Source organism: Paenibacillus sp. Leaf72, assembly GCF_001422685.1.
GTDB lineage: Bacteria > Bacillota > Bacilli > Paenibacillales > Paenibacillaceae > Pristimantibacillus.
On the sequence record NZ_LMLV01000001.1, the window covers coordinates 1,952,033 to 1,977,413 of the forward strand.

Consider the following 25,381-nt stretch of genomic DNA (forward strand, 5'->3'; position numbering starts at 1 on the left):
TTCACATCCGTCGTTTTACCCCAAATCGCTCCGACAACGCTTCACCTAATATGTTGAACGTAATGACCACGAACAAAATCATCAAGCCCGGATATAACATCAATTCCGGATGGCTGCGAATAAAGGCTTTGCCTTCATGAATCATCGCCCCCCACTCCGGAGTCGGCGGCTGAATGCCGAGGCCTAGAAACGATAGCGCCGAAATATCCATAATCGCCCAGCCCATTTCAAGCGTTCCCATGACCAAAATAGGCGGCAGCACATTCGGAATAATATGCCGTCTAATAATTTTCCACTCGGAGGAGCCGCTGATTCGAGCGGCGGTAATAAACTGGCGTTCTTTCAGGCTGATAACCATGCCGCGGAACATGCGGGCGTAATACACCCATTGTACCAGCATCAACGCGAGCACAACCTGCATCAGCCCCGGTCCAAAAATGCCGACCATGCCCAAAACGAGCACGAGATTCGGAATCGTCATGACCGCTTCGCAAAAACGCATCAGGCAGGCATCCAGCCAGCCCCCTCTATACCCTGCAATGGTTCCAATAACTAAGCCGATCCCCAGAGAGGCAATAAAAATCAAGAAAGCCAGACCAAGTGAAATACGGGCGCCATAGAGCAAGCGCGATAAAGTGTCGCGCCCTAAATGGTCGGTACCGAGCCAATGCTCCGCCGAAGGCGTCTGCAGCTTAAGCGCCAAATTGACTTTGATAGGGTCATGTGGCGAAATCCATGGAGCTAAAAGGGTCACAATAGCAAAAACGAGTAAAATGGCCGTGCATATGGCAATCGCTTTCTGGCCCCTCAGGACGGTGCGTAGTCTCGCAATCACTGGTCGGTTCTTCCTTTCAGGGAAATTCGGGGATCCATATAAAGCTGTACCAAATCAACGATTAAGTTGCAGATAATGAACAAGCAAGCCGCGAGGAACACATAACACTGAATGACCGGAATATCCCGATTGAATATCGCATCGACAAAATATCGGCCGAACCCCGGCCACGAAAATACCTGCTCCACGATAATCGTCCCGGTCAGCAATTTGCCAAAGTTCATGCCCAGGCCTGTAATGACGGGTGAAATCGCGATTTTCAGCACATGCTTGACCATAATAATCCGCTGCTTAATTCCTCGCGTCTTCGCATACAGCACATACGACTCCTGCAGCTGCTCCAGCACACTCGCACGCAGCAGCCGGGTATAGATAGCGATAAGAGCGAGTGACAGGGTCAGCGTCGGAAGCACGAGATTTTCCCACGAGCCCTTGCCTTCTACAGGAAGCAAATCCAGCTTGACGGCGAAAAAGAACATCAATAAATAACCGAGCCAAAACTGCGGAATGGACGCCCCGAAATACGAGAGCCCTCTGCTGAAATGATCAATCGGGCTGTTCTTATAAATGGCCGACAAAAAGCCGAGCGGGATGCTGACGAGCATCGCAAACAATATGCTGCTGACGGCGAGCTGCACCGTCGCGGGCATTTTCGATACGACGTCCTCCCATACCGGTTCATTCGTCATATACGATTTTCCAAAATCAAGCTGCGCCATCTTGACGACCGTGCGCCCATATTGGACGAGCAGCGGCTGATCCAAGCCAAATTCATGTCTCTTCTCAGCGAGCAGCTCCTCCGTCGGATGAATGTGGGCAGCCGTTAAATAAGCTTCTGCCGGGTCGACAGGCGATACCTGAATGAGTACGAACGTAATAAGAATGGCAAAAAGAATGATAGGGACGATTGCGAGCAATCGCCTCCCGATATAGCTAATCATGGATTGCCTCCCTGCTGGCTGCTTGCTACTGGCTGCTTATTACTGGCTAATGTTTATTCCTTCAAATGGATTTTCGTCCCGATTCGCAGGGAACGCAAAGTCCGTCACCTTGTTTTGAAGCACTACCGTTTTCTTAATATAGGAGATTGGCACAATCGCCGATTGCTCCTGCAGCGTCAGCAAGATAGAGCTATACAGCTGCTGGCGCTTCGTTTCATCCGTCGAGGCAAGCGCTTCATGGATTTGCTGATCCAGCTCCTGCTTCATTGGCAAGCCGGAGTTGGCTTCGGCTACGCCCCAGCCTTTCTCAGCTACAACGTTAATGAAGGAATGCGGATCATACGGCGCGCCATAGTTGTACCAGAAATCAAGGTCAAATTCGCCCGCTTTCCGGCGCTGAATTTGCGTCGTGAGCTCAAGCCCCGTTATGTTCAGCTTCACGCCGATCGCACTCCATTCGGCTTGCATCGTTTCAGCCATCGCTTTTTGAATCGGATCTGTCTTATCGAAAATCAATTCCAGCTCTAATGCCTGTCCATCCTTCTCGCGAACGGCTTTGCCGGAAGGCAGCTTCCAGCCTGCTTCATCCAAGTAAGCAGCCGCTTTATCCGTATTGTATTCGACAGGTTGTACGTCGATATTCGTATACGGGAAGTTTTTGGACAAAATCGTATCCGCCTTTTCCTCAAGGCCGAGCGTAATGCCTTCAACCATCGCCTGCTTGTTAAAGCCAGCCTGAAGAGCCAGACGCACCCGCAAATCGGAAAGCTTGTCATTCGTTGTATTCAGCAGAAGACTTCTTGTTCCGACCGGCTCGGACAATTGGGTTGCATACTTGCCGGATTCTTTCAAATTATTAAAGGCATCCATGCTGATGACACCTTCTCCATAAATCAAATCGAGCTCGCCTTTTTCAAAAGCCAATACGCGGGTTTCCGCGTCAGGAATGATTTTGACGGTGATTTTATCGATTTTTGGACTTTCGCCCCAATAATTCGGATTGCGCGTAAATACGGCATATTCGTCCTTCTTGTATTCAGCCAGCATCCACGGGCCTGTTCCAACCGGCTCTTTAATTCCTTTAGAAGTGTCTCCATCATCCGGGAAACCGGCTTCACCCAAGAAACGAACCGGGCGAACGAGCGAAAGATCCTGAATAGCCGGATAATAGGCCTGCTTCAGCGTCATTTTAAAGGTGTATTCGTCAACGACCTCCGTCTTGTCGAGAACGTTGATAACGCCAAGCCAGCTGTGCAAGCTCGGGTTTTTCATAACCGCATCAAAATTTTTCTTCACGATCGCGGCATTAAAAGCCGTTCCGTCGGAAAACTTCACATTTTGACGAAGCTTGAAGGTATATTCCTTGCCATCCTCCGAAATCGTCCATGATTCAGCCAGCATCGGCTCAAGCTTGCCCCCTGCTTTATAGCTGACCAACGGCTCATAAATCATCGATTGGGCAAATAGCTGCGAAGGATTATATGTGTGTGGGTTCATCGTTCCAATATCACGCGGCCAAGATAACGTAATGGCCTTTTCCGATACGACTGCTGCGTTTTCAGTAGTTCCACTGCTAGCGCTTGGCGCCGCTTCCTGCTTCGTACATGCCATAAGCACGGTTGATACGAGGAAAATCGTAGCTGCGATAGATAGGAGCGTTTTCTTGGTCGTTCTAATCATGTTGTCGTTGTCTCCGTTTCGGTTCAGTAATAATGATTCTCATTAATAATAGTGAAAAGCTTATAGGCTGTCAATGAGCTTCGTCCTTAAATCATGTGAAAAAAGGCAATCGGGCCTCATACAAGGTCCAATTGCCTAACTTGTTATTTACTGCTTGTTTTTGTGCGTGCATGGAAAAGCTACGCCGCGAGCCGTTCTCTAGCAAGCTTTCTGAACTTCAGATAAGACATGACGCGCCAAGGAATGATATAGGAAAAGGCGATCACCATGAACAAGGCGGCGAACGTTTCCGGATCGAGCATCGACACATAATTTCGCAGCAGCAGGCGAATGCCCAAAATCGCTAGAAAAGCGACGATGAAGCCTCGATTCTTTTTCGCATAAATTTGCTGATCCTCGCGCACCTCATAATTAGTCGTCCAGATGAGCGGTATCGACAGCGCTAAGCCGATCACAATAGCGAGGAGCCATTCAAGCAGCGGCGCATGGATGTGAGGATTGAGGAAAATCATGAAGCCCGGCAGCATGAAAAGAAGGGGAAGCAGCAAACGTATGCCGCTGCCGCGAATCGGACGATAAAAGCTGCGCGTCCTCCTCCATAAAATCAATCCCGCGATTAAAATAATGAATACGTACACAGAGCCGTTCATGCTCACACCGCTTTCTTTGAAGGAATAGATAGTTTTAATTATAATCGTTCATCAGCTGGACTTCTATACGCTCCTAAACGCTCATGTTATACTTCATGAATATTAAAATTTCACATGGGAAGCAGTAGAGTCGGTTAACGAAAGCACTGTTCAACATCAGATTGGAGATTGTCATGTTTGGATACGGCAAGGCCATCAAGCAGCTTGCGCCCGCTGCAAAATGGCTGATTTTTAGCGAAATATGCTTCGGAATGACCATGGGGCTGTCGAGCCTTGTGCTTAATTTATATTTTCTATCAAAAGGTGTGAATGAAGAGGCGATTGGCCACCTGACATCGGTCAGCACCTTAATTGGAGGAGCCGTCGGCATTCCCGCCAGCATGCTGGCAGGACGTCTGGGACGAAAGCGAATTATGGTGAGCGGCATCTGCATGATGTCCGGCAGCTTTGCGCTGTTTGCAGTGAGCGACCACTTGCTTCTATATTATGGCGCTCAGGCCATGCTGTCCTGCGGCATCGTATTTATTGTTGCGACGGAAACCCAGCTGTTGTTTCAATATAATCGTTCCCGGGAAGCCGAGACGCAGGCTTACAGCCTGTTTCTCGCTGTGTTTATGTTTTTCAACATCGGAGGCACGCTGCTTGGCGGGTATTTGCCCCGCTGGCTCGGCACGCCAGCAGACCATTATGAGCCGCAGCTGTGGCTGGCGTCTATGTTCATGCTGCTGCTCGCGATCATTCGCGGATGGAAGCTGCCTTCTGATCGCCAAGCTGCTGTGAAGAAGACAACGCAGGAAGCACAGCAGCGGGGGATTGGGCCACAGGATACAGCGAAGGATCGGAAAGCTGGAGCTGGCAGCGAGCATCGGGCAGCAGTTGGGAAAGCATCCGCTTCGCGCAAATTTGCCCATTCGCTTACTCGTCTACTGCCAACGAAGCAGGTCTGGCTGCTAGCAGGATTTATTTTCATATCCGGCATTGCTGGCGCTTTGACCATGCCCTTCCTGAACGTCATCGTTAAGTACCAGCTCAATTGGGAAAATGAAGCCGTATCATCACTGCTCGCAGCTAATTATTTCGTCTTGTTCATCGGCACTTTGCTGGTGCCTTCCGTGTTATCCCGGCTCGGCGAGGTCAAAACGTATATGCTGTTGTTCGCACTGACGATCGTATGCGCAGCCGTACTGTCTGTCACCAGCTCGGTAGGCTTATTCGCTAGCGCGCTGCTGCTGCGGGGCGGGCTGTTCGCCTTCCTCAATACGCTCATCGACAGCAACACGATGTCGTCGCTGCCGGACGAGGACCGCAACAGCTTTGCGGGGCTGCGCTCTCTGTTTCGCAGCATAGGCGGCGCGGCGGCAGCCTATGCTGCAGGGCTGATGCTGGAGCAGAAAAATGTCCAGCTCCCTTTTCTCATCACGGCCATCGTTATGCTCATCAGCGCCATTTATTTCTGGTATGTAGTCAGGCCACTGTTGAACAAGCAGAACATACAGAACAAGCAGAAAACGCAGCAGCAGCTCGAACCGTAAGGCTGAGCTGCATGGGCTGTTTCCTGTTATTATATTTCTTTAGCTCGGAAATAGACTAGGCCGCCGATAATAAATAGAAGCAAGCTGCCTATAATCGTCATAAACAAGTTCATCACAGGCATAGTGAAGGCACCGTAATTTTCGGAGCCCAGCGCCAGCATCGCAATCGTCGGCTGCGCCCAAGGATAAAAGGGGCCATATTCTGCTGAGTTGATGACTAATATATTCGGCAGCGTCAGCATGACGTTAATCGTCAGCGGCGCTGCAAAGCTGCTCCAGCTGGTGGATGCCCAGAGCTGAAGCGCTGCTAAAGGCAAGCAAGCGAGCCAGCCTCCCAGCAAGCCCAGCAGCATAAAATTCCAAGGAATTTCATGGAGTCCGCGGGCAGCACCTGTAATGAGCACCGCTGCCAAGAAAAGCAGCTGCACACCGATGAGCAGCTCGGAAACGAGCCAGAATTTGGCGAAATAAAGCGATTTACGCGATATTGGCATCGCCAGCAGCTGCTTCCAGCCTCCCCCAGCATGCTCATAGCGGCAAACGAAAGCCGCAAAGACGCCAGTCAAAATCGGCAAAAGCAGCACCGCATGAAACAACGCCATGGATGAATACAAGCCTTCATATTGCTCGGCAGGCGTGCCTTCTATTGGATTAGAGACAATGCCTAATAAAAACGAGAGCAGCGGACTAATAGGGACTAGCAGCCAAATGAAGGAGCGGGACAGCTTAAGCCGCTCGGATGCCAGCAGCCTCATGAATGCAGCCATTCTAGACCACATCCCTTCGGCCAAAATGCACAGAACCCAGCAAAAAAATAACTAGCCCGGTCAATATTCCCGCGCCGATATAAAGCTCTCCCTGTTCGCCTCTGAAGGCAAGCAGCGGCCAATTCAGCGGCAGCCACGTATATTTAGCCGGAAGATACATGGAAGCCATCGCGGTAACGATCCCGGCGCTAATGGAGAAGCCCTGATTGCGAAAGGTCATGCAGAGCCATAGCATGCAGGCAAGCATGGGCAGCGCACCTGCATAAGGATAGAAACTTAGCCGCAGCACCTCCGTCAGCGGAAAGTGCCAGCCAAAGCCAAGCAGCACACCTAAAGCGACAGAGAATACGGCAAGCAGCAGGCAGGAGCAGGCCAGCAAAATCGCGCTCAGCGCAAATTTTGCAGAAAACACCGTCAGCCTTGATATAGGCAGCGCCAGCAGCTGCTTCCATGAGCCTGTGCCATGCTCCACATTTGCCAGCAGCGAGCTGACAAGCACGCAGCCGAGAAACAGCGAGATCGGCACAAACATGAAGATGTTATGCAGCAGCCCGCCCCATAAATCTTCGGCATACTGCTTCACTAAATAGTCATAACGGAGCCCAAAATTGACGGCTTGCAGCAATACAACGCCAAAAGGAGCAAATATAACGAGCGCCCACAGCCCTTTGCGGCGTATTTTCAAAAAATCGGCAGATAGTGCCTTGAAAAGCATGCCCATCACTTCTGTCCCCCTTCCCCAACAATTTGCAGGAAAAGATCCTCTAGCGATTTTCTTTTTTCTTCGATACGATATACGTCATGCTTGCGCGCTACTAATTGGTTCACCATCTGTGCCGCAGCGGCATCGCTTATTCCTTCCAGTCTAATAAGCGAGCCTTCTCTGACAGCGTCCAAACCCTGCTCATACAAGGTGAGCAGCGCCGCTTGCGGATCGGATACCCGCAGCTCGATTGTGCTCTGCGCCTTCTGCTGCAAATTTTGAATCGTATCTTGAAAAACAAGCTCCCCTTGCCTAACGATGCCTACCGTTCCCGCCATCTGTTCGACCTCGCTCAGCAAATGGCTGGAGATGAGCACCGTAATGCCATGCTGCCGCGGCATGCGCTTAATCAGCTCGCGAATTTCCAAAATGCCGGAAGGATCGAGGCCATTCGTGGGCTCATCCAAAATCAGCAGCTCTGGATTGCCCAGCAATGCGCTGGCGATGCCAAGCCGCTGCTTCATGCCCAGCGAATACCCCTTTACGGACCGCCGTGCCTCCTTCGCAAGGCCAACGATGTCCAGCACCTCGGCAATTCTCGCCCGTGGGACGTCGATAATTCGGCGAATGGCCTCCAAATTGTCGACTGCGGTAAGATGTCCGTAATAGGACGGGTATTCCACCAGCGAGCCGACTTTGCGAAGGATGTTCAGCCGTTCCTTTTGCAACTCCTTGCCGAAAATATGCACACTGCCGCCCGATGGCTTAATCAGCCCGAGCAGCATGCGGATGGTCGTCGTTTTCCCTGCCCCATTCGGCCCAAGAAAGCCGTAAATATCCCCTTTTTCAATGCGCAAATTCAGTCCGGCTACAGCATAACGCCCTTTATATTTTTTGCTGAGCCCTTTCGTTTCTATGACCCATTCGTTCATGTCTATCACCTCGAAAGCTAGAATAACGCATCAAGGTTAAAACCAAGGAGCCTCTTTGTTTAAATTTTGTTTAAAAAATAACCCGCCGCCGCTTCCGGATAGATTAGAATGCGTGTGCCTTTAGCTGTGCTGTCAATATGCCAGGCCAGCCCCATCTCGCGGACCAAATAATGAACGATCGCAAGGCCGATGCCTGCCCCTTTCTCCTTCGAGGCCGACTGGGTGCCGGGTCCCCGATCCGAAATGACGAGAGCCGAATGCTCGCTATGCTGCACGATGGCAACGCCAATGTAGCCGCCGTCAGCGGCATGACGCATAACATTTTGGAACAGATTGTCCAAAATGCGACGGAAGCCGTCCTTGTCCACACGCCAGACAAGCGCCTGCTCGGGCAGTTCAATATCCGCCGCCAGCCCTTCGCGCTCCCAAAGCGGATACCAAGAGGCTGCGCTTTCCCTGACAAGCCGCAGCACATCCTGCGGTGCCAGCTCAAGCGGATACCGTCCGCTGGTCATCAGCGTATACGAAAGCAGATTTTCGATCAGGCTGCTGACCGTATCGATTTTATTCTCCAACTGCTTTACGGTTTCGCGTCCCGCCTGACTAAGCGGCTCCTTATGCAGCGTATACAGCTGACCGCCCATCACCGTCATCGGCGTACGCAGATCATGCGATAAATTCGCAATCAGCTCCTTGCGCAGCTCCTCCTCTTCGCGTTCCCTCTGCCTGCCCGCTCTAAGCTGCAAAATCATTTCGTTAAAAGCGATTTCGAGCTGTCCAATCTCATCCTGCTTATTCACCTCCACCGGCAGCGGAAGACCCTCTGCTCCCCGCCTCGTCATAGCCGCCTGCAAGCGCAGCAGACGCCTACGAATATGGCGGAAGAACAACAGCGATAAAGCCACGAAGAACAGGAACACCAGGATGAGAAAAAGAATATAAAACGGGGCTCCAGATATGAGCGGCGTATTGCTTTGCACAAGCGAACGCGGCAATTGCATCGCCATAAAGCCTTGGCCAAGCGGCTTATCGCCAATAAAGGCAACAACCGTAAACGTGTCTGATCCGGTATTTTCTTTCATAAACTGGATGGCATCTTCATTCGACCACGTCACCGGCAATCTGTCCTGCCCGCCAAGCTCCAGCTTCGTCTTCCCCTCTCCATCGACCCAAAAGAAGGAAGCATCGGGATAGCTCTCCCGCAGCTTTCGCAGCGTTTCATTGATATGCTGGCTGGATGCGCCGGACAGCACGGCCGCCTGCTGATGGAACATTAGCTCAATCTCGCTGCTCTTGCCGTATTTAAGCTCCTGCATGTCCTGTTGCTGAACCGCAACTCCCAGATAATAATAGAAAACCGTCGCCACTGGAAACACGATCGGCACGAACAGAAACGCTGATAGAATAATGAGCAGATATCTGGATTGCAGCGATTGAAACAAACGGCCGCCTATGAGTGTCCGCCGCTCCTTCTTATTCCGCTTCACGGCTTCACCCGGTAGCCGATACCCCGCACCGTCTCAATAATTTCGGGATGAGCCGGGTCCTTCTCCAGCTTCTCGCGCAAATAGCGAATATGTACCATCAGCGTCTTGTCCCCTTCCAGATAAGCCTCGCCCCATACACCCTCATAAATTTGCTCCTTCGTCATAATCTGCCCCAAATGGCGCAGCAGGTAAGAGAAGATTTGAAACTGCTTGCCTGTCAAAAGGATTTCCTCGCCCGTTTCCCGATTTTCAATGCGGTTCTCCTGTTCAAAAACAAGCCAATGCTTAACCGCCAGCGGCTCAGCCGCAACGCTCGCAAAGCGGCGCAGCAGTACCTCGACCCTTGCCGTCAGCTCATCAGGATGAAACGGCTTCGTCAAATAATCATCAGCAAACTGCAGGCCTTGCAGCTTATCATCAATTGCCGTCCGCGCCGATAGCATTAGAATCGGCATGCTCGGCTCTGCCTTTTTCAACCGCTGCCCAATCGTAAAACCATCTAGTCCCGGCAGCATCACATCCAAAATCGCCAGTGAGCAGCCCGCCGCCTCCTCCAGCGCCCGTTCGCCGCTCAGCAGCCACTGCACCTCGTAGCCCCGCTCCTGCAAATGCGCATAAACGAACTGCCCAATTTCCTTGTCATCCTCAATATATAAAAGCTTTACACTCAACGCGCTTTCCCCTCCCCAGCTACAGCAAAGGTTATCAAGCTGCAATACTTTGAAAATAATACGCAGCAGCCTCAAACTCTATTTTTCTTCCTTCAATACAGGAGCAAAGCGATGCTTCGTTAATTGTTCAAAGCCATAAGCCAGCTTTATTAGGGTTGACTCGCTGAAGGCGGCCCCCACAAAAGTGATGCCTTGCGGTCCATTGGTTACATATCCGCCGCTTGCGACAACCCCCTTCTCCGCGTATCCGCCAGGTACGGTAATAACCGGATAACCCGCTCTTGCAGCGAGATCGTCACCCCCCTCGTTGCCAAGGAACAGCAGCGCGTCCAGTTGATGCTCTGCAAGTGCATGGTCGATTCCTAGCTTACCCGCCATTTCTTTATTCCTCGCTAGGCTTTCCAAATAAGCCGGCTCCGTTAAGGTCCCGCTCGTCTCTTCCGAAGAAATGAGAGTATCTTGGCCATATTTTAACGCTTGCTCAGCGTTTGCCGCATTAAAAGCAATGACCTCCTGCAAGGAATGAACAGGGACATGCGCAGCAAGCTTGCCCAAATAATCATTCAAGCCCTGCTTCAATTCGTAGCGGATGACATTGCCATCCCACTGTTCCTGTTCACATGGCAGCTCTACAGGATCAACAATCGTTACTCCCGCCTCTCTTAGAATGACAATTGCAGCCTCTACTATCTCAAGCCGATCAGTATCTAAGCCCTGGTAATAAAATCTGGGAATGCCGATTCTCGCTTTTTTTAAATAGGAAGCGTCCAGAAAAGGGAGATAGTCATTTATAAAGCTCGTCTCTTGCTGTCCGTCCGCACCCGTCATTGCCCCCAACAGCAGTGCTGCATCAGCAACGGTTCTCGTCAAAGGACCCGCTGTATCTTGTGAATGAGAGATGGGGATAATGCCAGCGCGGCTAACGAGACCAATAGTTGGCTTCAGTCCGACAAGGCCATTTTGGCTGGCAGGGCTAATGATCGAGCCTGTCGTCTCCGTTCCAATAGCTGCCGCTGCTAAATTAATTGCGGTAGCTGCCGCTGAACCAGAACTGGAGCCACCAATGAACAATTCCCCTGGGCCATATGGGTTGAGCGTGAGACCGCCTCTAGAGCTGTATCCCGCCCATATTTGACCCGACATGCACCCTGCCCATTCGGTCATATTTGTTTTACCAAGCAGTACCGCACCCGCTTCACGCAAGCGGGCAGCTACGAACGAATCCGCTTCGGCAATGGAATCCGCTAATGCTATGGAGCCTGCGCTTGTATGCATGGCGTCATGCGTATCTATATTATCCTTTAACAAAATAGGGATTCCATGCAGCAGTCCCCTGCTCCCACGCTCCTCGCGTTCCTTATCCAACTGCTTCGCGATGGCTATGGCCTCTGGATTTAGTTCAAGTACCGCATTGATGATCGGGTTATAACGTTCGATTCTTTCTAAATATATTAGCGTCAGTTTTTCAGAGCTAAGTACGCCCTCCTCCATCGCTTTGTGCATAGAGGCTATATCAGCTTCCACAACCCATTCCTCAAACTTAATCCACATAAATCCAACCCCTTGATCGTTTGTATGTATATGGCTTCCATATTACCTTGTTCTTAGGGATTGTAAAGAAGTTTAGCCAAACTAAACTGATTCGTTATTCTTACTTTAAATCGCAACAAAGAACCAAAGCCGCCTATGGCTCTGGTTCTTTATTTTTCCGCTGAATGCGGATACATCCTTGCTTTTTGCAAAAAACGCCTCTATTGCTCTAACTCTTTATCCCATTATATATGTGCGCTTACCAGCCGAAATCAAGCGTCTTGCCCGTCTCCGCCAATGTCTTAATATTACTGAGAATCATCCACCAGCTTGTCTTCGTATTTTCATATGACGGGTGGTCAGCTGGCCACTTATCATTCACCAGCGTCAGCTTGGTGCAGCCGCCGACCTTCTCAAGTGACAGCGTAAGCCGTGTCTCGAGCTCCGCATGATTTTCACGATATGAGGGCCCCGGGTGCTCCGTACAGCTGAATAGCTCATTTGGCTTATATTCCAGTACCGTTCCGTAAACATGCACAACCTCTTCGCCCTTCTCATTTGGCCCAATGTATTCATAATGGGCACCTGGCTCAAACGTCGAATGCAGCGTGCTGCCAAAAAAGATTTTGCGCGTGTTTTCCGGCTTCATGAACGCATTCCAAACGTCCTCCGGTTCGGCATTCACATAAAAATCATATCTCAAATCCATACCTACACTCCTCCGCAATCGTGAATGGGCTGACCTTATACTTAAAATATAGGAAAGGATATGATTTTTCCATCCTCTCTCTATATTTCTCGGAATGAAACGCGCCGCGCCGAGAGAGGTCGGCGAAAGCCGTTTCACCTTATCTTGCTAGTAAGCTTAGCTGTGATAAAATTATTATAAGGTGCAAGCAGCAGCATGTATTGTAAAAACGCGACAACGACTATAACAATAAATTGCGGAGGAATTTATGATGAGCGCAAACATGCAAAGACCGAGCATGGGCCTTCTCCATTTGCAGGAGGGGGAGAAAAATTTTCAACTTACGCGTTATGCGCCTTCCGAGGATATTGCTTTTTTCGTCAAGCATTTCTGGATCGTCAGCTGGGACTTGACTGAGCAAAAACAATATTTGCAGGAGGTTGTGCCTAATCCATGCGTGAACCTTATCGTTCAGCAGGGAAGAAGCGGCATTTTCGGTGCGGCCAAGCAGAAGTATAGTTATCTTGTAGAAGGCAAAGGCTGCGTCTTCGGCGCAAAATTCCGCCCTGGCGGCTTCTATCCTTTTATGCAACAGCCGGTGTCCTCTCTAGCAGACCATCCGCTAGGCATTCATGATATTTTCGATATCGATGGGCCAGCGATGGAGAAGCTGCTGCTGGCACAGGAAGAAGAAGCCGCTATGGTCGAGCTCGCCGAGCGCTTCATTAAACCGAAGCTGCCTGCCCAGGATGAATCGGTCACGCTCATTAATCAAATGGTCGATTGGATTATAGCTCAGCGAGACGTTACGAAGGTCGACCAGCTATGCGAGGCTTTTCATATTAACAAAAGAACGCTGCAGCGTCTATTCGATCAATATGTTGGCGTTACGCCAAAATGGGTTATTCAGCTGTACCGGCTGCAAAATGCCGCTGAAACGCTGGAACGCAGCCCAAGCCATGACTGGACGCAGCTATCGCTAGAGCTTGGTTACCACGATCAATCACATTTTATTAAAGATTTTAAAGCTGTTGTCGGCGTCACTCCAGAACAATACGCCAGTGTCGACCATGGCATCAATCAAGTCGTTGCTGTTCCAGCACGAAGTTTAAAATAACATCTGGAGACTTATCGCCTTTCTCAAATCGCACATGCAGCGCCTTGGTCGCTTTTGCTTCCGTCCAATCGTTCGCTTCCGCGAGCAGTAAGCAGGCTTTAAAATATTTCTCGTAAAACGCGCTTTGCTGCTCGTGTGCTGCTTGAATCACTTCATTGCTAACGTGAGACCTTGTTAATTCCGGACTGCGTTCCGGGCTCGCTGCAGCGAGCGCCTGTTGCATCCCAGTCGCATCAAGGTCGACGCAATAGGCCGGCTTGCCCGGCTGCAGACGCCAAGACTCATCCAAACTGCCGGCATCGACAGGGTCGAACCCTACCTGATCAACCAGTTGGAAAACAATGGATTTGGCTGCGGAGTCGTCTCCGGCGACAGGCAGGGCCAGACGGCCCGGGGTTCCCGCCGGCACACCCCAAGTCAAGTTATACCATGGGGTCGCATTAAACGCCTTAATGACCGGGCGTTTAATTTGCTGCTCCACCCAACGGCTTTCGGGAAGGCCTTTTTCGATCTCATCAATTACGCCATCGTGATGCATAAATGGATAATAGTTGTTCGTATCGATAACGACTACGTTTGGAGTGGCCTTGTCCAGAAATCCGGATGGCAGGCTCGAAATCCGTTTTATCGGGATGGAGATAATCACGACCTCAGCACCTTCGGCAACGTCCTGAATGGTTGCCAGCTTCGCCCCTGTCTCTTGCGCTAAACTTTGCAGAGCTTGAGCATTGCCAGAGTTGGCGATGGCAACCTCATGCCCCCATTTCGTTATAGAAGTTCATTGGAAGAAAGAGAAGTTGACCACTGAACCTACGGAGGAGGGAAGACATGAAAACGGTGGAAACGAAGCGGTACCTCAAGGGGAAACAAACAAAAAAGAAAATATTTTCTGTTGCCAAAGAGCTCATTTTAGCCAAAGGCTACAATCAGGTTACAGTAGACGAAATCTGCGCGAAATGCGGCCTTTCCAAAGGTGCTTTTTACATTCATTACAAGTCGAAAGAGGCTATCGTCAAACAATTATACCGCGATGATATTAGCGAATATATAAATGAGCAATTCCAGCAGTATGCGAACGAACATCCTGCAGCTGCCCCGATAGACAAGCTTAAAGCTTTTGTTGTCATCGCATTAAGCTTTTCGTCGGTCGCAGGAGCAGAATTGACAAAGCTGGCGCATATCGTCAATTTGTCCTCCACATCGCCGGACAGCTCCTCTTATTTGGCGGACTGTTTGAAGCCAGAGCTGCTGTATGAAATTGTGGATGAGGGGCTGTCCCAATCGCTGTTCACTGGCGAATTGTCCCGGGAAGAAATCGCAAATTTTTTATACACCTATATCACGGGAGCTTTGATCACCTGGTGCCAATCCGACTCTGCCTACGATATCGTGAAAACGGAAGAGAAATCGGTGGAAGTGCTTGTAAAAGGCCTTCAATGACCGATATGCTTCAGGGAATCCCCCTCTCCAACTGGCTATGTCATAAAAACACCCCGAAAGTGATGCATCATCTGAAATTGCCCCCGTTCATGAAACAAGGATAAAACACCTCCAAGTTGTACGATTATTTTACAATAGCCGTATTTCCAACTTAAAGGCGCTTTATCCTAGAGTGAATTTTTCATACAAGCGCGTAAATCAGCCTACCGCTGCTCATTTTCAACAAATGCAATAAACCGCTTGGCAGCCGGAGAAATATGACGATCCTCCCTCCACTTTAAGCCTATTTCCCAATACCAGCCATCATCCGTAATCGGAATCCAAACAAGTTCGTTTAACATTAATCCCATCGTCTTAGGCAAGACAGATACACCGAGATTTGACTTAACAAAGCCGGCTACTGTGATTAAGTCCTCGGCTTCATACGCCGAATCAAGTACAAAACCAGTATGTTGGAAACGCGACATTATCGTCGCTTTTAAGCCGCAATTGTTTTTCAAACCGATGAATGGCTCGCCCGAAAGCTCTGCCAAACTCAAAGCTGAACGATTCGCTAAATGATGCTGAGAGGCTACAACAATATACAATGGGACCTTCTGGATCATCATCCATTTATGATTGTCTAAAGTAGATTCCTTCGATGTAATCATAAGATCCGAATGTCCTTGTTCCAAATGCTCATCTATATCTCCAAGATTCCCTTGTGTCAATTCAAATCGAACCTTGGGATAGTCTAATTGATAGCTTCGGACTAAATGGGGGATTAAGTCAACACCAAGGATATTGAGATAGGATAAAGTAATAACGCCCGTCTCCGGGCTAGACCATTCTTCGATTTCTTTTACGCCGCTTTCAATGTTCTGCAAGGCTTTGCCGATCCATTTGGAGAACATGGCGCCATTGCGGTTCAGCTTCACGTTTCGCCCATTACGCTCAAACAAGGGAGCCCCGATTTCGTTCTCAAGCTTTGCAATCGCATGACTTAGCGCTGGCTGGGTAATACCGAGTGTCTTTGAAGCCATCGTCATGTGTTCTAAGCGTGCTACCGTCATAAAGTACTCTAATTGTGTAAGCTCCATTATGTGACCTTCTTTATATTAATATTATTCATCAATTTCATTATTATAATAGATTGGACGTTATGGAAGAGTCAAGTGTACTATTATTCATTATAAGGAGGAATAGATATGGATAGCACATTTGAGTACTCGGCAACAGAATTTAAAGGCAAGAAGGTGCTTGTAACTGGCGGTACAAAAGGAATGGGGCAAGCTGTTGTGAAGAGGCTAGCAAGCAGTGGAGCCACTGTCTTGACAACAGCCCGTTCCGTATCTGCTGACATGCCCGCTTCGGTCAAATTTGTTCAAGCCGATATTGCTTCGCCTGAAGGAGTAGAGCAAGTGATTGCAGCAGTGAAAGAACAGCTTGGTAGTATTGATATTATTGTCCATTGTGTAGGCGGATCCTCTACTCCACCAGGAGGCGCACTTGTCCTTAGCGATGACGATTGGCTGCAGGCATTAAATTGGAATCTTCTGGCCGCAGTAAGGCTTGATCGCGGTTTAATTCCACTCATGTTGGAAAACAAATCAGGCGTTATTCTGCATTTCACCTCCATCCAAAGAAAATTGCCTCTTTACGAGACTACATTAGCTTATGCAGCAGCTAAAGCTGCTCTCGCTAATTACAGCAAGGGGCTGTCTAATGAATTTTCTCCCCGTGGTATTCGTATTAATTCATTGTCTCCTGGTTTTATTCAGACTGAGGCAGCAGATGCGTTAATTGAGAGGATGGCAACTGCAACAGGAAGCAGAGAAAGTGCGCTCCAGCAGCTTATGGATTCGCTTGGAGGCATTCCAATTGGCCGCCCTGGGTTTCCTGAAGAGGTTGCTGAGCTGGTTGCATTTTTGGTTTCTGATCGTGCAGCATCCATTACAGGAAGCGAATATGTCATTGATGGCGGAACCATTCCTACCATTTAATTACTCAAACAAACTAAGGGGGAGATACTATGGAAATCCTTCAAATTCCAACTGTAATTCGTGAATATATGGATGCATCGAATAAGCCCGATCCAGAAGCATTTATAAATTGTTTTTCAGAAGATGCCGTTGTTTTTGATGAAGGAAAAAAGCGGATTGGCAAAAAGGAGATTAAAAAATGGGCCGATCAATACCATTTTGGAGCAAATGTAACGTTAGAGCCTAGATCAATACAAGAGAATAAGGATGAGATTGTTGTAACATGCAAGTTGGAAGGAACTTACGACAAAACAGGGTTACCCGACCCATTATTGCTCGATTACCATTTCCGTATTGCAGATGTTAAAATTGCGAGTTTATCCATTTTTCTAAACGATCACAAAAAAGATTAGAGAAATCAATCGTACAAAGTTTAAAAGCAAAGAGACAGCCCCTGTGCTACCGGGAGCTGTCTCTTTGCTTTTATTACAAATGAAGCTTGAAAGCCGGCATTCGCTTATACTTTGAATCTGCTGATTTTATCCTGAAGCTCCTCAGCCATGCTGGACAATGATGCCGCCGAGGATGCAATTTCCTCCATCGAAGCAAGCTGCTCCTGTGTCGCTGCGGATACATTATGCGCGCCGCCCGAAGCTTCCTCCGCAATATGCGAAATTTGCTTCACGAAGCCGACAACCTCATCCGTGCTTGCCGCCATTTGCTCGGCACTAGCCGAAACCTCTTGGATTTCGCCAGCTACCTTGTTAACGGCATCCAAAATTTGTTCGAAGGCTTCTCCAGCATTCGTCACAACTGCGATACCTTGCGATACCTCTTGTTTGTTCATCGTTACAGCTTGGACTGCATTAATCGTGTCCTTCTGAATAACGCTGACCAATCCGGTAATTTGCATGGCCGAAGCGGACGATTGCTCTGCCAGCTTGCGGACCTCATCTGCTACGACCGCAAAACCGCGACCGTGATCGCCTGCCCTTGCCGCTTCAATCGCCGCATTCAGAGCAAGCAGATTAGTTTGCGTTGCAATGGCGGTAATCACATCGGTAATTTTGCCAATCTCATGCGAACGCTCGCCAAGTTCAGTGACCAAGTCAGCAAGCGAAGAAATCGAACGCTGAATGGAATCCATTTGTACGACGGCCTGCTGAATCGTCCGGTTGCCTTCTGATGATTGAGCCGCCGCATCGAGTGCCGATGTAGATACGCTTTGCGCACGCAGCGCGATCTGCTCGACACCTATCGACATTTCGTCGATCGCTTGAGAGGAGCGCTTCACCATATCAACCTGCTCGCTTGTTCCGACAGCCAGTTCCTCGACCGTCTCGGAAATTTGCTCCGAAGCCTTGCTGTTCTGCTCAGCGCTTGCCATCAGCTCCTCGGAGGAAGCGGCAACGAGCGAGGAGGTCATGGAGACCGAATTAATGACCTCACGCAAACTGTGGGTCATTGCATTAAAGGATTTAGCCAAATCGCCGATTTCATCGCGGTTTTTAATGACGATCGTCTCGCCGGTCAGGTCGCCTTGGGCAATTTGCTCCGCCGCTCTGCTTACTTTCTGTACAGACCTAGATACCATCTGCGAAATCAAGATAGCAATAGCAATCGCTAGCAGTACAGCGAAGATGACTACGGCTATAATGGTATTCGTGCTAGTCACAGCCAGATCAACTGACTCGTCTGCAGCGTTTTTCGATCCTTCTATTCCCAGATTGATCAATTTGGTAATATTGTCATTAGCCGTATACCAGAGCGGGTAAGCTGTCGTATGCAGCTCGCTCGCCCTTTCAAAGTTATTTTCCTTGCCATATGCGATAAACTCTGGCATTTTGGTCAAATAAAGATCCAAGCTTTTGCCGAATTCATCGAACAGCGCCTTCTCTTCTTCAGTTTGAACCATCGTTGCATATTGCTCGCGTTCGGTTTTAATCTTGTCGATAAGATCGTTCAAAGCACTGTTCAACTTGTTGACTTCATCTGTATCCGTCTCGACAATGATGTTCAGGGCAAGCCGCTCAATGTCAGACACTTCCCCGTTCATAATTCCAAGAAGGGATACGCTTGGCATCCACCTATCATTCATTTCCTTTGCTTTGTCGCCCATTCCGTTCATGGCAAACATCGCGATTAACCCTGTTGCAACAAGCAGTAACGCTACCGAAATAAAACCCGTTAGCAATTTAAAGCGAATGCTGAACCTCATAACTTCACTCCTCTGATGTGTGTCTTAAATATATCGACATTTTTATCATGGGAGTGAATATGCGTTCGACAATTTTCGGGATAATATTCCTTTCTTAGACAGGTAAGATACCATTGCCCAATAGTCACAAGGGCAAGCTGCTAGAACAGCATAAGATTCAGCTGTCTTACATCAGCCCTCAGCTCGGAAACGTTGTCCAAATAGGCTATAAGCACGCGTACAAGTGTCGGATTTCGCTGCTCTGCCCGAGCCTCCTGCCCAAGGAGCGAAACGACTTCCCGCAGTTCTGCGCGAACAGCCTCTGGCTTAGGCAGCTCGTCTATTTTCCCCGCCAGTGCTTGAAGAAACTGCACAGCCGTTTCCCGCCGTACCGGCTCATCGCTCGGGTTCAAATGGTTAAAATAGACGTTCGCGCCATCAATAATCGGCTTCGGCTGCTTGTCCGTCATATCGCTTACGATGGCGTCCATCCGGTCCACCAGAAAAGCGGCCAGCTCTGCCATCGGCACGGCTATGACCTTCTGAATGGCATAGGACAAATATTGCAGCAGCATGCCTCGAAAAATGGTAACGACATCCCATATGATAGCGTCGATTTGCTCGCCGTACGCTTCTGTCAGCAGCTCCCGATGCCACGATAGCATAGCCGCTTTTTTATTTTGCCATGCTGTCAAAAATTTATCATTCGCCGTTATCGGCAGCTCTTTAAAGTCGAGCATGAACAAATGGTTCTCCATCGTATAATACAGCTGGAATTCAATTTTCCGGCGAAACTTCTCCTTTGGCGCAAGCCCCTGCTGCGACTGCACACTGTCAAGCTCCGCTTCCTGCTCCAGCAAAGAACGGTAGCAAACGGTAAACACCTCGGTGAATAAATCTTCCTTGGAAGCAAAAAACTTATATATGCTCGCTTTCGCCATGCCGCAAGCTTCAGCAATATCCTGCATGGATGCAGCGCTGTAGCCCTTCTCCCGAAAAAGCGCCAAAGCAGCGTCTAAAATTTTTCCTTTTCGTAATTCCTCCATTTAGATGCCCTCCTCCCCCCTATCTTGACATGAGGAAAGGGCGAGGTCAACGTCTGGAGTTGACACCGAAACTATTTAGTTTTATATTGAACTCATAAGTTTTACTTTACTGGTAAAGGAGGTGCGCTGCCGCTTGTTTCTATTTAAATAGGAATAAAGCTGTGGCCTGCACATGCGCATAGCCGAAGGAATTGAAATGCTGGAATTGACTTTAAGCTTGGGAGACAATCATAGAGTATTTCATCCCACAGCGATATTAGGGCCGGACTTCTGGGTGCTGGTTGATACGGGCCTGCCAGGCTCTGCCGAAGCGATTCAGCGAATGGTCGTAGAGGCAGGATTTCCCGATGTACCGCCAAGCGCTATTATTCTTACTCATCAGGATCTGGATCATATCGGGGGCTTGCCAGGTTTTCTGTCCTCGAGTCGCAAGCTGCCCGTCGTTTACGCCCATCTTGGGGATCAGGCTGCGGTTGACGGGAAAGAGCCTCTGCTCAAAGCGTCTCCTGAAAGGCTGGCGCAGCTGCTTGAGACGATGCCCGAACAGCAGCGGACAGCGTTTGAGCACACTTTTATCCATCCAACCCGTCCGAACGTTAATTTGACGATTGCAGATGGCGATACGCTCGACTTCGGCGGCGGGCTTACCGTTATTCATACACCCGGCCATACGCCGGGACATCTCTCTCTGTATCATCAGCCGAGCAAGACGCTTCTCGCGGGGGATGCCATGGTGGTGATCGATGGCCAGCTATCCGGGCCAGTGCCTGCTGCCACCCCAAATATGGCGGAGGCTATCCGTTCCCTCAGCAAGCTTAAAGCGTTTGATATCGAGCAGGTGATTTGCTACCATGGCGGGCTGTTCCAAGGAGACGCAAACAAACGAATTGCTGAGCTGGCTGACCAGCTGTGATCCGTTTTGTAACGGCACTCGTGCTCGCTTTAGCCGGGGGCTATCTGTTCGCATCGCTTCATGTGCCGCTGCCTTGGCTGCTCGGTCCGATGGTATTCGCCTTTCTCGGTTCACGATTGCTGAGAAAGACATTCAAACCGCAATGGCCCAGCTCCATGCGCAATATAGCACTGCTTATTATTGGCTATTCAATCGGACTGTCCCTTACAGTCGACACGATGAAGGAAATGGGCCATCAGCTGCCGACTATGGTGCTTATGACGGTACTGCTGCTGCTATTTAGCGGGTTAATTGGCATCACGATTGCCAAGCTGTCTGGATTGCCGCTGCCGACCGTCCTAATGGGCTGCATTCCGGGCGGCTTGTCGCAAATGGTTATTTTAGCGGAGGATACGAAGGGCATTGATATTACGGTCGTCACCTTTTTGCAGGTATCGCGGCTGATGATGATTATTTTTTGTGTGCCGCTGCTCGTATTCAGCCCATTGTTCGGGGGCGTTCACGATGAGATCGTCGTTGCAGCAGCAGGCTCCGAGTGGACGCAGTGGGGCGCCTTATTCCCGGGCATTGTGCCGTTTGCCCTCGCTTGTGTGGCGGCGGCGCTGCTGGCAAAAAAGATCAAGATGCCTTCGTCCTATTTGCTCGGCCCGATGATCGCAACCGCACTGCTTCATAACTTTGGCTTAGACGCTCCTCTGCTGCCATCGACCTTGTTGAGTGCAGCACAGCTCATGATCGGCACCTATGTCGGACTGCTGCTGCGGCCGGAAAATTTGAAAAATAAAACACGCATCACCCTGCTCGCCATCCTAAGCGGAATCGTCCTCATTGCCGGAGCGTTCGGCATGAGCCTGCTGCTTGCCAAGCTGCATAATCTGTCGCCTGCCACTGCTTTTCTTAGCATGTCCCCTGGCGGCATGGACCAGATGGGCATTATCGCCAAGGAAATTCATGCGGATGTTGCCATCGTCAGCTGCTACCAGCTGTTTCGAACATGGTTCATCTACTTCGCCATCCCTCCCCTGCTGAGGCTTCTTTTCAAGCGTATCGGCAGTGGCAGCGGAACAGGATCGGCAGCCGGCTCAAATGGGCAGCAGCCGATGGAAAGTAAGTAAGCAAGGACAGCGGGCTTAAGCGAAGCCGCGCTGTCCTTTTTTATCCACCACTTATCGTCTTTCGTTAGCTTTCCCCTCCATTTTTGCAAGGAACGCCTCCTCAAGCTCATTCCAGTTTGGCGTCGCTATACGGGCTTGCTGCTTCCAAACGTCGAACGCTTTATGCAAATGGGCGATTTCCACGAATGAGCCATCTATCATTTTCGCAACGGGAAGACGATGATAAATGTTCAGAAAAAAGTAGACGAGCTGCCTTTTCCGGCGAAAATAATCAACCTGGCTTGCAGGTGTAATCGTATAGCCGATAGCCTCCATTACTTTAAAGCCTTCATCAACGGCTGCAATCATTTGCAGGAGCAGTTTTTTGTCCTTCGCTATCTGTTTAAATTGATTGTCTTGGACATAACTAACGGAGCTCAACACCAGAATAGGGACAATGTGGCTTTTAAGCCATGCATCTATATCCTCATGATAATCGATTTTATATTTGACATCAGCAAATGCTTTGTCGATTAAATCTTTAAAGGGAACAGGCCCGTTCAAGCTGCCAAGCACCATTTGACCGCCTCCACGCACGGAGATCATGCGCCCCTTTTCTCTGCGGCCGCCGCTTAGCTGGAAGCCGAAGGCAACCTTTTTGTCAGGCAAGCTATTCTCCAACAGCTCTTTCTCCGTCGTACTGGCCGTCGGATTATTGCCGACAAGCACGATATGGCTGCTTTTATTTTTCGCCAAAATCGGCAGCACCGCTGGGAAATCATTATATTTCATCACAACAAAAATCAGGTCATAGCTGTCATCCGCCGGGAGTGCTTGAATGACCTTCACTTTATCTACGGTCGTTTTACGCTGAAAATAATGGCGAATGACGAGCCCATCCTCGCTCAGCTCCTCCGCTCTGCTTCCTCTTGCAAGCACCGTGACGTCATTGCCTCCCTGCACTAACACATGGGCCAGATAGCTGCCTAAAACGCCCGCGCCATAAACTAATATTTTCATATTCCACCCCTTATCGATTTGAACATTTGTTGATTTATCGACATTCGTTCAATACAATGATAGTACCAACGACTTGGGATCGCTTCAATCGTTAAAAAAGTCCGATTCGTTGATTAATCAACAGATTTGGTGAAGTTGTTTATATCCACTTTTCAGGAGGATTCTATGGACAGACGGGTGCTCAAAACGCGGGATGCGATTATGAAAGCTTTTATTGCCCTTATGGCAGAGAAAAATTTCGAGCAAATTACGATTAATGAAATTGCAGACCGGGCTAATGTAAACCGGGGCACCGTATATTTGCATTATGTAGACAAATTCGATCTTCTCGATCAATGCATAGAGGTCCATTTAGTCCAATTGCAGCAAAAATGCTTGCCTAACGAGGAGGCAACCTCCTTTACGTCTAAAGAGCTGCTGCTTCGAACGCTTGTATTTTTAGAGGAGCATGCTTTCCTATATTCGACTCTGCTGACAAACAAGAGCATCCCCGCTTTTCGAAGCCGCATGATGGAGTTGATGTTTCAGCAGCTAGGTGAAAACATCGATAAGAGTGATATGAACAAAGACAGGAACCAAGAAGTACTGAAGCAGTTTTTAGTATCCGCTGCGGTCGGTGTTCTGGAGTGGTGGATTACCCGTTCCATGCCCTATCCAGCCAAAGAGATGGCCGAAGAGTTATGGGCGCTGCTTGAGCGCAATCAGATGGTGCCGCAGGATGTGGAATCGAAATAAGCCAGGGCAGTTCCTCCTTGTAGAGGTACTGCCTTATTTTCGTTGCTGATCTGCAACGGATTTATTAACGAGCAAACCGACGAATAGCTGCTTAAATTTTCAACAGACAAGCAAGTTAGCTGAAATTTGAACATACAAATGTTTTAATACTCCAGCCAAGAGAACCATTTGTTGGACAAAATTGAAAGCAAAGAGAAGTGTTAGGCTAGCTGGATGAAGGAGGCCGTGCATGAACAGCAATCCGCAAATTCGAAAATGGTACCCCTTTGTCGGGCCGCATGATCCGTGCGAGCCGATGATTGTGCGGACGTATGTCGTTCCGCCGAACCAGTACATTCCTTTTCAGCCGATGAACCTTCCGCAATTTTCGCTAGAAGAGGCGCTGCGGCTTGGAACGCTATGGCCTGCCTTATACAGCCCGTACGCATCCAAATGTGGAGGGGGGAGCTATTAGCCATGAGTGAGCAGCCAATGGTGTGCGATGAAGCCTATTATGCCAAGCTTTTGGAGCTGCAGCAGTTGGGTTTTGGCCTGCTTGAGCTGAACCTCTATCTCGACACCCATCCGCATGACCATCATGCCCTGCAGCAATTCAATTATTTGGCCCAGCAACGCATGCAATGCGCCCAGCAGTTCGAAATGAAGTATGGTCCGCTGATGAACTATGGACACAGCTTCTCGGGTTACCCTTTCCAATGGCCGAATACGCCTTGGCCGTGGCAGGTGTAGCAGGCCTGACAGACAGTCAACATGAAGTACAGCGGGCTGCCGCTGCTGATGACATCTGGGTAGCGGTCTAAAAAAGCGGCAGCTTAGCATGTTGGAGGTGACAACGGCATGTGGGTTTATGAGAAAAAGCTCCAGTACCCCGTTCGGGTTAGCAAATGCGATCCTCGAATGGCGCGTTATCTCGCCGAACAATACGGCGGCGCGGATGGTGAACTGGCGGCGGCACTTCGTTATCTGAATCAACGCTATACGATTCCGAGCAAGGTCATTGGCTTGCTAACGGATATTGGCACAGAGGAATTTGCGCATTTAGAAATGATTGCTACGATGATCTATAAACTAACCAAGGATGCGACTCCTCAGCAGCTTGAAGAGGCTGGGCTGGGGCCGCATTATGCGAGCCATGACAGCGCGCTATTTTACAACAATGCCTCGGGCGTTCCTTTCACCGCCGCCTACATACAGGCCAAGGGAGATCCGCTTGCGGATTTATACGAGGATATTGCGGCTGAGGAGAAGGCGCGAGCGACCTATCAGTGGCTGATCGATATGACCGACGACGTCGATTTGCAGGACAGTCTGAAGTTTTTGCGCGAGCGGGAAATTGTCCATGCGCTGCGCTTCAAGGAAGCGGTCGAAATTATTAAGGAGGATCGGGATCAGAAGAAGGTTTATTGAGGAAGGGACAAAAAAAGGAGTAAAGCAGCCACCTG

General features: G+C 49.5%; 27 protein-coding genes. 11 read left to right on the top strand and 16 right to left on the bottom strand.

Features of this window, described 5'->3' with window-relative positions:
* Window position 1: 1 nt before the first annotated feature.
* The 4 genes from nikC to ASF12_RS08340 form a co-directional block, all read right to left on the bottom strand.
* The gene (gene nikC, locus ASF12_RS08325; protein WP_442952520.1) at window positions 2–832 is read right to left on the bottom strand and encodes a nickel ABC transporter permease subunit NikC; all 831 of its coding nucleotides are present in this window, start codon (window positions 830–832) and stop codon (window positions 2–4) included.
* Window positions 832–1,776: a nickel ABC transporter permease subunit NikB gene (gene nikB, locus ASF12_RS08330; protein ID WP_056032094.1), complete on the bottom strand. Its 945-nt coding sequence runs from the start codon at window positions 1,774–1,776 to the stop codon at window positions 832–834. The genes nikC and nikB overlap by 1 nt, the downstream gene beginning before the upstream one ends.
* A gap of 39 nt (window positions 1,777–1,815) precedes the next feature.
* Window positions 1,816–3,456, bottom strand: a complete 1,641-nt coding sequence (nikA, locus tag ASF12_RS08335; RefSeq protein ID WP_056032097.1) for a nickel ABC transporter substrate-binding protein — start codon at window positions 3,454–3,456, stop codon at window positions 1,816–1,818.
* Between the two features lie 179 nt (window positions 3,457–3,635).
* On the bottom strand, window positions 3,636–4,106 hold the full coding sequence (locus ASF12_RS08340; protein WP_056032105.1) for a CcdC family protein: 471 nt from the start codon (window positions 4,104–4,106) through the stop codon (window positions 3,636–3,638).
* Window positions 4,107–4,279: 173 nt separating this feature from the next.
* Between ASF12_RS08340 and ASF12_RS08345 the strand changes: the two genes are divergently transcribed.
* On the top strand, window positions 4,280–5,638 hold the full coding sequence (locus tag ASF12_RS08345; RefSeq protein WP_056032107.1) for an MFS transporter: 1,359 nt from the start codon (window positions 4,280–4,282) through the stop codon (window positions 5,636–5,638).
* A 29-nt stretch (window positions 5,639–5,667) separates the two neighbouring features.
* Here ASF12_RS08345 and ASF12_RS08350 read toward each other — a convergent pair whose 3' ends face one another.
* The 7 genes from ASF12_RS08350 to ASF12_RS08380 all read right to left on the bottom strand — a co-directional run bounded on the left by ASF12_RS08350 (window position 5,668) and on the right by ASF12_RS08380 (window position 12,437).
* The gene (locus ASF12_RS08350; RefSeq protein ID WP_056032112.1) at window positions 5,668–6,405 is read right to left on the bottom strand and encodes an ABC transporter permease; all 738 of its coding nucleotides are present in this window, start codon (window positions 6,403–6,405) and stop codon (window positions 5,668–5,670) included.
* Between the two features lies 1 nt (window position 6,406).
* Window positions 6,407–7,126, bottom strand: a complete 720-nt coding sequence (locus ASF12_RS08355; protein ID WP_327204910.1) for an ABC transporter permease — start codon at window positions 7,124–7,126, stop codon at window positions 6,407–6,409.
* The gene (locus tag ASF12_RS08360; RefSeq protein WP_056032115.1) at window positions 7,126–8,040 is read right to left on the bottom strand and encodes an ABC transporter ATP-binding protein; all 915 of its coding nucleotides are present in this window, start codon (window positions 8,038–8,040) and stop codon (window positions 7,126–7,128) included. The genes ASF12_RS08355 and ASF12_RS08360 overlap by 1 nt, the downstream gene beginning before the upstream one ends.
* 59 nt (window positions 8,041–8,099) lie before the next feature.
* Complete coding sequence (locus ASF12_RS08365) at window positions 8,100–9,527, bottom strand: HAMP domain-containing sensor histidine kinase (RefSeq protein ID WP_063892477.1); 1,428 nt, start codon at window positions 9,525–9,527, stop codon at window positions 8,100–8,102.
* Window positions 9,524–10,198 (bottom strand): response regulator transcription factor, encoded by a 675-nt coding sequence (locus ASF12_RS08370; protein ID WP_056033039.1) that lies wholly within the window; start codon window positions 10,196–10,198, stop codon window positions 9,524–9,526. The genes ASF12_RS08365 and ASF12_RS08370 overlap by 4 nt, the downstream gene beginning before the upstream one ends.
* Before the next feature lie 78 nt (window positions 10,199–10,276).
* The gene (locus ASF12_RS08375; protein ID WP_056032118.1) at window positions 10,277–11,749 is read right to left on the bottom strand and encodes an amidase family protein; all 1,473 of its coding nucleotides are present in this window, start codon (window positions 11,747–11,749) and stop codon (window positions 10,277–10,279) included.
* A gap of 238 nt (window positions 11,750–11,987) precedes the next feature.
* Entirely contained in the window at window positions 11,988–12,437 is a 450-nt protein-coding gene (locus ASF12_RS08380; RefSeq protein ID WP_056032121.1) for an SRPBCC domain-containing protein, read from the bottom strand.
* A gap of 247 nt (window positions 12,438–12,684) precedes the next feature.
* On the opposite strand from ASF12_RS08380, the gene ASF12_RS08385 reads away from it, so the two are divergent.
* Window positions 12,685–13,533 (top strand): AraC family transcriptional regulator, encoded by an 849-nt coding sequence (locus ASF12_RS08385; RefSeq protein WP_235533078.1) that lies wholly within the window; start codon window positions 12,685–12,687, stop codon window positions 13,531–13,533.
* Here ASF12_RS08385 and ASF12_RS08390 read toward each other — a convergent pair.
* Window positions 13,493–14,305 carry an NADPH-dependent F420 reductase gene (locus ASF12_RS08390; protein WP_056032127.1) on the bottom strand — a complete coding sequence of 271 codons (813 nt, stop codon included), beginning with the start codon at window positions 14,303–14,305 and terminating at the stop codon, window positions 13,493–13,495. The two genes, ASF12_RS08385 and ASF12_RS08390, sit on opposite strands and share 41 nt — an antisense overlap.
* Window positions 14,306–14,361: 56 nt before the next feature.
* On the opposite strand from ASF12_RS08390, the gene ASF12_RS08395 reads away from it, so the two are divergent.
* The gene (locus tag ASF12_RS08395; protein ID WP_056032130.1) at window positions 14,362–14,973 is read left to right on the top strand and encodes a TetR/AcrR family transcriptional regulator; all 612 of its coding nucleotides are present in this window, start codon (window positions 14,362–14,364) and stop codon (window positions 14,971–14,973) included.
* Between the two features lie 203 nt (window positions 14,974–15,176).
* Here the strand turns inward: ASF12_RS08395 and ASF12_RS08400 are convergent, their stop codons facing one another.
* A complete protein-coding gene (locus ASF12_RS08400) occupies window positions 15,177–16,052 on the bottom strand; it encodes a LysR family transcriptional regulator (RefSeq protein WP_056032133.1) in 876 nt (291 codons plus the stop codon).
* 108 nt (window positions 16,053–16,160) lie between these two features.
* Here ASF12_RS08400 and ASF12_RS08405 point away from each other — a divergent pair, with 108 nt between their 5' ends.
* Window positions 16,161–16,955 carry an SDR family oxidoreductase gene (locus ASF12_RS08405; protein ID WP_056032136.1) on the top strand — a complete coding sequence of 265 codons (795 nt, stop codon included), beginning with the start codon at window positions 16,161–16,163 and terminating at the stop codon, window positions 16,953–16,955.
* 29 nt (window positions 16,956–16,984) lie between these two features.
* Window positions 16,985–17,347 carry a nuclear transport factor 2 family protein gene (locus ASF12_RS08410; RefSeq protein WP_056032139.1) on the top strand — a complete coding sequence of 121 codons (363 nt, stop codon included), beginning with the start codon at window positions 16,985–16,987 and terminating at the stop codon, window positions 17,345–17,347.
* Between the two features lie 104 nt (window positions 17,348–17,451).
* On the opposite strand, the gene ASF12_RS08415 is transcribed toward ASF12_RS08410, so the two are convergent.
* Both ASF12_RS08415 and ASF12_RS08420 read right to left on the bottom strand, forming a co-directional pair.
* Window positions 17,452–19,152: a methyl-accepting chemotaxis protein gene (locus tag ASF12_RS08415; RefSeq protein WP_056032141.1), complete on the bottom strand. Its 1,701-nt coding sequence runs from the start codon at window positions 19,150–19,152 to the stop codon at window positions 17,452–17,454.
* 140 nt (window positions 19,153–19,292) lie between these two features.
* On the bottom strand, window positions 19,293–20,177 hold the full coding sequence (locus ASF12_RS08420; RefSeq protein ID WP_056032144.1) for a TetR/AcrR family transcriptional regulator: 885 nt from the start codon (window positions 20,175–20,177) through the stop codon (window positions 19,293–19,295).
* 196 nt (window positions 20,178–20,373) lie between these two features.
* Here ASF12_RS08420 and ASF12_RS08425 point away from each other — a divergent pair, with 196 nt between their 5' ends.
* Both ASF12_RS08425 and ASF12_RS08430 read left to right on the top strand, forming a co-directional pair.
* A complete protein-coding gene (locus tag ASF12_RS08425; RefSeq protein ID WP_235533079.1) occupies window positions 20,374–21,090 on the top strand; it encodes an MBL fold metallo-hydrolase in 717 nt (238 codons plus the stop codon).
* On the top strand, window positions 21,087–22,205 hold the full coding sequence (locus tag ASF12_RS08430) for an AbrB family transcriptional regulator (protein ID WP_063892479.1): 1,119 nt from the start codon (window positions 21,087–21,089) through the stop codon (window positions 22,203–22,205). The genes ASF12_RS08425 and ASF12_RS08430 overlap by 4 nt, the downstream gene beginning before the upstream one ends.
* A 51-nt stretch (window positions 22,206–22,256) precedes the next feature.
* Here ASF12_RS08430 and ASF12_RS08435 read toward each other — a convergent pair whose 3' ends face one another.
* Window positions 22,257–23,204: a ketopantoate reductase family protein gene (locus ASF12_RS08435; RefSeq protein WP_056032149.1), complete on the bottom strand. Its 948-nt coding sequence runs from the start codon at window positions 23,202–23,204 to the stop codon at window positions 22,257–22,259.
* Window positions 23,205–23,369: 165 nt separating this feature from the next.
* Here ASF12_RS08435 and ASF12_RS08440 point away from each other — a divergent pair, with 165 nt between their 5' ends.
* From ASF12_RS08440 to ASF12_RS08455, 4 genes are all read left to right on the top strand, one after another.
* On the top strand, window positions 23,370–23,939 hold the full coding sequence (locus ASF12_RS08440; RefSeq protein WP_056032152.1) for a TetR/AcrR family transcriptional regulator: 570 nt from the start codon (window positions 23,370–23,372) through the stop codon (window positions 23,937–23,939).
* Window positions 23,940–24,168: 229 nt separating this feature from the next.
* A complete protein-coding gene (locus ASF12_RS08445) occupies window positions 24,169–24,393 on the top strand; it encodes a spore coat associated protein CotJA (protein WP_056032155.1) in 225 nt (74 codons plus the stop codon).
* 2 nt (window positions 24,394–24,395) lie between these two features.
* Window positions 24,396–24,668 carry a spore coat protein CotJB gene (locus tag ASF12_RS08450; RefSeq protein WP_056032158.1) on the top strand — a complete coding sequence of 91 codons (273 nt, stop codon included), beginning with the start codon at window positions 24,396–24,398 and terminating at the stop codon, window positions 24,666–24,668.
* A gap of 108 nt (window positions 24,669–24,776) precedes the next feature.
* A complete protein-coding gene (locus tag ASF12_RS08455) occupies window positions 24,777–25,346 on the top strand; it encodes a manganese catalase family protein (RefSeq protein ID WP_056032161.1) in 570 nt (189 codons plus the stop codon).
* The last annotated feature ends 35 nt before the right edge of the window (window positions 25,347–25,381 follow it).